We start from the raw sequence: 5,932 nt of genomic DNA, 5'->3' as shown, positions 1-5,932 counted from the left end.
CAGAACCAGGTTGGGCCGGCGTTGCAGCAGCTTGATCCGAGTATTTCGGTTCGTTGATCGCGCAGCGGTCGCGGTGGTGAGTTGTTCGCTACGCTCGCTGTAACGGGTAAAGACAGAGAGCCCGACGCCGGCTCCCGTCGTTACCCTTTAAAGGCCGCCCGGCAGCCGGTCTCGCAGTCCGCGCCGGCGGGCGACTTCATTCCCTGACAGCCAGCTCGATGCCGGCGATCGCTACCTCCACCAAGCGGTCGATTTCCTCTGTCGTCACCACGTACGGCGGCATGAAATAAACCACGTTGCCAAGCGGACGCAGCAGGGCGCCGTTTTTCAGGCCATGTAGGTAGACCCGCATGCCTCGGCGTTCTTCGGAGGGGTAGGGTTTACGGGTGGTTTTGTCTCGCACCAGTTCCACCGCGGCGATCATGCCGGTCTGGCGAACGTCAGCTACGTGTGCGTGATCACGCAGGGGAGCAAGACGTTTGGCCAGATGCGCGGCCAGGTGCCGGTTGCGTTCGATGATCGGGTCTTCGCGGAAGATCTGTAGCGTTGCCAGAGCGGCACGGCAGGCCAGCGGGTTGCCGGTGTAGCTGTGCGAGTGCAGGAAGGCCTTGCCGGCGTTGTATTCGGCGTAGAAGGCGTCGTAGACACCCTGGGTGGTCAGCACCGCCGAAAGCGGCAGGAAGCCGCCGGTAAGGCCCTTGGAAAGGCACATGAAGTCGGGTGTGACCGGGGCCTGCTCGCAGGCGAACAGCGTGCCGGTGCGGCCAAAGCCTACGGCGATTTCGTCGGCGATGAAGTGCACATGGAATTCGTCGCACAGCGCACGCAGGCCGCTGAGATAGCGCGGGTGATACATGCGCATGCCTCCTGCACATTGCACGAGTGGCTCGACGATCACGGCGCAGGTTTCATGGGCATGCTGCTCAAGCAGACTGCGCAGTTCGCCCAGGCGGCGCTCGGCGATCGCTTCGGGTGTTTCGCCGGGCTCGCCCTCGTAGGTATCGGGCGAGGGGGCCAGGAAGGGTGTCAGTAGCAGGGGCGCGTAGGTCTTGCGGTAGAGCGCCACGTCGCTGACCGAAAGTGCGCCCAGGGTCTCGCCGTGGTAACTGCCGGTCAGTGCGATGAAGCGGGTTTTTTCGCCATGGCCGGCGTTGAGCCAGTAATGGAAGCTCATCTTCAGCGCCACTTCGATGGCGGCCGAGCCGTTGTCGGCGAGGAACACCTTGTCCAGGCCTGGCGGCGTGATGCGTACCAGTTCCTCGGCCAGTTCGATCGCCGGTTCGTGCGTGAAGCCGGCGAAGATCACATGTTCGAGGGTGTCGAGCTGGGTTTTCAGGGCGGCGCCGATGCGTGGGTTGGCGTGGCCGAAGATGTTGGTCCACCAGGAACTGATGCCGTCGAGATACCGGTTGCCGTCGGCGTCGATCAGCCATGCGCCCTCACCGCGCACGATGGGCAGCAGCGGGATGGTCTGATGGTCGTGCATCTGCGTGCAGGGATGCCATAGATGGCGCAGGTCGCGCGCGGCGAGCGCGGCGTTGTTCAAGTTGGCGGTGGTCATCCGGTTATGATCGGGCGTTGGCGGGTATGGGCTCAACCCTTGCCGTCTCTCCCCATTTCAAGGAGTTCGCGTTTGAAGCTGTGGCTCAGGTTGACCGGAGTGCTGGTGGTCCTGTTACTGGTGCTGGCCGGTGTGATCGCCTTCCTGCCTGCGCGCTGGGCACAATCGGCCATCGAGACGCGCCTGCATGGCTTGCGTCTGGCTGGGGTGGGTGGATCGGTCTGGAACGGCCATGCCGACTCGGTGATCGACTCTCAGGGTGTGGCGCTGGGGCGGGTCGATTGGCAGCTGTCGCGCCGCCTGCTGCTGGGGCACCTGGAGGCCACGATCGACTTCGATGGCCCGAAGATCGGCTTCAAGGGGCATATGGAGCGCATCAGCGACACCGCGCAGCATTGGAGCGATGTCCATGTGCGCTTCGATCTTTCCCAGGCCAGCGCCGATGCCGCGACCGGCATGCGTCCTAGCGGCGTGCTGGAGGCCGATATCGGCAACGCGTTGCTGCAAGGCCAATGGCCTACCCAGCTCAATGGCACCGGGCGTTGGCGCGAGGCGGCGATGATCACGCGCCAGGGCAGCGTGGCGCTGGGTACGCTGCGCTGGGAGGCCCAGGCGCAAAACGGTTTGATACAGGGCACGGTCAATGACCTGGGTGACCAGGGGCCACTGAAGCTTTCTGGCGTGTTTGCCGCCAGCGCGCTGGGCTGGCGTTACAGCCTCGATGCCACGCCACGCGGCTCGCAGCCGGCACTCAGGCGCTGGCTGGCGTCGCTGGGGCCAGTGGATGCCGAGGGTAGCCTGCATCTGGAATACAAGGGCGGCTTGGCCAGCATGTCTCACAAGGAGAAACCATGAGCAGCACCGATTACGCGTTTGCCCTGGATGGCGCGCAGCGGGCCGCCGCCGCCGCCGCCGAGATCCTGCTGCATTACTGGCGGCAAGGCGTGGCGGTGGAGTGGAAAAGCGACGCCACGCCCGTCACTGTGGCCGACCGGGAGGCCGAGCTTGCCATCCGCGACATCCTGCGCGCGGCGCTGCCGGAGGCCGGCATCTATGGCGAGGAGTTCGGTCGTGACGGCGATACGCAGGAATGGTTGTGGCTGGTCGATCCGCTCGACGGCACCAAGAGCTTCGTACGGCGCACGCCGTTCTTTTCCACGCAGATCGCGTTGATGCACCGGGGCGAACTGGTGCTCGGTGTATCCAATGCGCCGGTCTACGGCGAGACGATGTGGGCCAGCCGGGGCGGTGGTGCCTGGTTCGAGGGGCATCAGGTGCAGGTGGCCGCGACCGCCGAACTGGCGCAGGCCTCGGTGTCCCTGGGCAATATCAAGTCGCTTACCGCGGACGCTCGCTGGAACGCGCTGGGGGGGCTGGTGGCCGAGGTCAACCGCATCCGTGGCTATGGCGACTTCTGTCACTACCATCTGCTGGCGCGCGGCGGGTTGGACCTGGTGATCGAGTCCGATGTGAACATCCTGGACGTGGCTGCGCTGGCGGTGATCGTTCGCGAGGCCGGCGGCGTATTCACCGACCTGGAGGGCAGCGGCCTGACGCTCGATACCCGCAGCGTGCTGGCCGGCGTGCCGGCGGTGCATGAGGTGGCCCTGGCGCGCCTGCGCTAGACTTGCCGGATGCGCAAACCACCGATCATCCACGCGACCCGCGATGTGCACGACAGCAGCTTCCTGCGTGTCGAGCAACTGGACCTTGAATTCTCCAACGGCGAACGCCGCACCTACGAGCGTCTCAAGGGCAGCGGCCTGGGCGCGGTGATCATCGTGCCGATGCAGGACGACGACACCGTGCTGCTGGTGCGCGAGTACGGGGCCGGTGTCGGCCGGTATGAGTTGTGCCTGCCCAAGGGGCGGCTCGATCCGGGCGAAACGGTGCAGGAAGGGGCCGATCGCGAGCTCAAGGAAGAAGTCGGCTATGGCGCGCGCAAGCTGACCACGCTGCACGCGCTGTCATTGTCGCCTTCGTACATGACGCACATGGCGCATGTGGTGCTGGCGCAAGATCTGTATCCCGAGCGCTTGCAGGGTGACGAACCGGAAGAGCTCGAAGTGGTACCGTGGAAGATGTCCGAACTGCACCTGCTGGTGCAGCACGAGGAGGTGAGCGAGGGACGTTCTATCGCGGCCCTGTTCATGGCGCGTGAGTACCTTGCTGGCCGGTTTCGTCCGGCATGAGCGGCGGCGAACTTTCTCCCTTGCTGCAACGTATCGGCGAGATTGCCCGTACGGCCGGTGATGCGATCCTGGTGGTGTACGGCAGCGATTTCGAAGTCGAGCACAAAGACGACCGCTCGCCGGTTACCGCCGCCGATCTTGCCGCGCAGGAAGTGATCGTCGCCGGTCTGGCGCAACTGGAGCCACGATTGCCCGTGGTATCCGAGGAAGCCAGCACCATCCCCTGGAGCGAGCGCCAGCAATGGTCGCGTTACTGGCTGGTGGATCCGCTCGATGGCACGCGCGAATTCATCAAGCGCAACGGCGAATTCACCGTGAACATCGCCCTGATCGACAACCATGAAACGGTACTCGGTGTCGTGCTGGCGCCAGTGACCGGCGAGCTCTATGTCGCGCGCCGAGGTGAGGGGGCGTGGCTGCAATCGCATCCCGGCGGCTCCTGGCAGCGTATTCAGGCGCGTGCATTGGCGCAGCCGGCACATGTAGCCGGCAGCCGCTGGCACGGCGCGGATGCCACCCGGGTACTGCAAGGTTTGCTGGGCGACACGTACAGCACGCTGGCGTTGGGTTCGTCGCTCAAGTTCTGCGTGATCGCACGCGGCGATGCCGATGTCTATCTGCGTCGCGGCCCTACCAGCGAATGGGATACGGCGGCGGCGCAATGCGTGCTGGAAGAAGCCGGTGGCGCGGTGCTCGACCTGCGCGGTGAGCCTTTTAGCTATAACCGTGGCGAGTCGTTGCTCAATCCCGAATTCATTGCCGTGGGCGATCGGCTCATCGACTGGCGCAGCAAATTGCTGGCACTGGATATTTTCTAGCTCACGAAGGCGCGTCACGATGACCCGGCATACGCTCGACGATCTTCTCGGCATCATGGCGCGCCTGCGCGATCCGGATACGGGTTGCCCCTGGGACGTCAAGCAGGATTTCTCCACCATTGCGCCGTACACCATCGAAGAGGCGTACGAGGTGGCCGATGCGATCGATCGCAAGGACTGGCACGACCTGCGCGACGAACTGGGCGATCTGCTGTTGCAAGTGGTGTTTCATGCGCAGATGGCCAAGGAAAGGGGCCTGTTCGATTTTGCCGACGTCGCCCATGCGATCAGCGACAAGATGCTGCGCCGGCATCCGCATGTGTTTGGTGATGTGCGCTATGCCGACATGGATGCGCAAAAGCAGGCTTGGGACGACATCAAGCGTGACGAACGCGCGGCCAAGGGTGAAGGCGTGGATGATCGCAGTGCCCTGGCCGGCGTCTCGCATGGCCTGCCCGAGTGGAAGCGCGCCACCAAGTTGCAGCAGCGCGCGGCCAGGGTCGGCTTCGATTGGCCAGATCCTTCGCCCGTGCTGGACAAGCTGGTCGAGGAGGTCGAGGAAGTGCGGCAGGAGTTCGCCCAGGGCGGGGACAAGGCACGCTTGCAGGATGAGATCGGCGATGTGCTGTTTGTCGCGGTGAACGTGGCCAGGCATGCCGATGTCGACTTCTCCCAGGCGTTGCGCCACGCCAACACCAAGTTCGAAACCCGCTTCCGGTGCATGGAACAACTGGCCGAACGCGAAGGAACGCCATTGGCCGAGCGCGACCTGGGTGCCCAGGAAGCGCTGTGGCAACGGGTCAAGCAGGGCGAGAAGCCAGGGATGAGCAGTGAATAGTCGGTAGTGAGGTCGCAAGCGCCCGAGCGACGAGAGATTCCTGCAATATCAGTCTGGTTGGGCAACCCTTGGCGTCGCGGGGAGGCTCAACCCCGCGCTCCTCGCCCTGATCCCAACCACTCCCATGCAACCTTTCTTCGCCGAGCTGCATCACACCGCTGACCCCTTCACGAGGAAGCATCCATGCGTCGTCTCCTGTTAGCCAGTTTGCTGCTGGCACCCCTTGCCGCCCATGCGGGCCAGGACTGCAAGTTCGAAGCACCGCGCGAACTGAAGCTCGATCTGGCGGGTGTCCGCCAGGTGCAGTTCGACGTCAATGCCTATGACTTGCATGTCAATGGCAGCGACAGTGCTACCAGTGGCGACTTGAGCGGGCGTGCCTGCGCATCCGACAAGTCGATACTGGACAAGCTCACGGTCACCCAGCATCGCGAAGGCGACCGGCTGATCGTGCAACTGGCTGGCGAGCACATCAATTGGCATTTTGGCAGCTATTCGGCTGACCTGGACATCAACGTGACCC

General features: G+C 64.1%; 6 protein-coding genes and 1 pseudogene. 6 read left to right on the top strand and 1 reads right to left on the bottom strand.

Annotated features, from left to right (window positions below; translation table 11 throughout):
• Window positions 1-196 precede the first annotated feature (196 nt).
• Window positions 197-1,561, bottom strand: coding sequence for an adenosylmethionine--8-amino-7-oxononanoate transaminase (locus VF436_RS12260; RefSeq protein WP_330904313.1), 1,365 nt, complete (start codon window positions 1,559-1,561; stop codon window positions 197-199).
• Between the two features lie 72 nt (window positions 1,562-1,633).
• On the opposite strand from VF436_RS12260, the gene gspN reads away from it, so the two are divergent.
• From gspN to VF436_RS12230, 6 genes and pseudogenes are all read left to right on the top strand, one after another.
• Window positions 1,634-2,416 carry a type II secretion system protein N gene (gspN, locus tag VF436_RS12255; protein WP_330904312.1) on the top strand — a complete coding sequence of 261 codons (783 nt, stop codon included), beginning with the start codon at window positions 1,634-1,636 and terminating at the stop codon, window positions 2,414-2,416.
• The gene (locus VF436_RS12250) at window positions 2,413-3,186 is read left to right on the top strand and encodes an inositol monophosphatase family protein (protein WP_330904311.1); all 774 of its coding nucleotides are present in this window, start codon (window positions 2,413-2,415) and stop codon (window positions 3,184-3,186) included. The genes gspN and VF436_RS12250 overlap by 4 nt, the downstream gene beginning before the upstream one ends.
• A gap of 9 nt (window positions 3,187-3,195) precedes the next feature.
• Window positions 3,196-3,753, top strand: coding sequence for an ADP compounds hydrolase NudE (nudE, locus tag VF436_RS12245; RefSeq protein WP_330904310.1), 558 nt, complete (start codon window positions 3,196-3,198; stop codon window positions 3,751-3,753).
• A complete protein-coding gene (gene cysQ, locus VF436_RS12240; protein WP_330904309.1) occupies window positions 3,750-4,571 on the top strand; it encodes a 3'(2'),5'-bisphosphate nucleotidase CysQ in 822 nt (273 codons plus the stop codon). The genes nudE and cysQ overlap by 4 nt, the downstream gene beginning before the upstream one ends.
• A 19-nt stretch (window positions 4,572-4,590) precedes the next feature.
• Window positions 4,591-5,409 carry a nucleoside triphosphate pyrophosphohydrolase gene (gene mazG, locus VF436_RS12235; RefSeq protein ID WP_330904308.1) on the top strand — a complete coding sequence of 273 codons (819 nt, stop codon included), beginning with the start codon at window positions 4,591-4,593 and terminating at the stop codon, window positions 5,407-5,409.
• 183 nt (window positions 5,410-5,592) lie between these two features.
• Window positions 5,593-5,932, top strand: a pseudogene (locus VF436_RS12230) (hypothetical protein); the annotation flags it as partial.

This window comes from Dyella sp. (genome assembly GCF_036384435.1).
In the GTDB taxonomy this organism is placed as follows: Bacteria; Pseudomonadota; Gammaproteobacteria; order Xanthomonadales; family Rhodanobacteraceae; genus GSA-30.
This window is presented reverse-complemented; position numbering and strand designations above follow the sequence as displayed.

Bases quoted from the DNA above. Each gene is read 5' to 3' on its own strand.
- VF436_RS12260 (WP_330904313.1), bottom strand. From the start codon at position 1,561: ATGACCACCGCCAACTTGAACAACGCCGCGCTCGCCGCGCGCGACCTG.
- nudE (WP_330904310.1), top strand. From the start codon at position 3,196: ATGCGCAAACCACCGATCATCCACGCGACCCGCGATGTGCACGACAGC.
- mazG (WP_330904308.1), top strand. From the start codon at position 4,591: ATGACCCGGCATACGCTCGACGATCTTCTCGGCATCATGGCGCGCCTG.
- cysQ (WP_330904309.1), top strand. From the start codon at position 3,750: ATGAGCGGCGGCGAACTTTCTCCCTTGCTGCAACGTATCGGCGAGATT.
- VF436_RS12250 (WP_330904311.1), top strand. From the start codon at position 2,413: ATGAGCAGCACCGATTACGCGTTTGCCCTGGATGGCGCGCAGCGGGCC.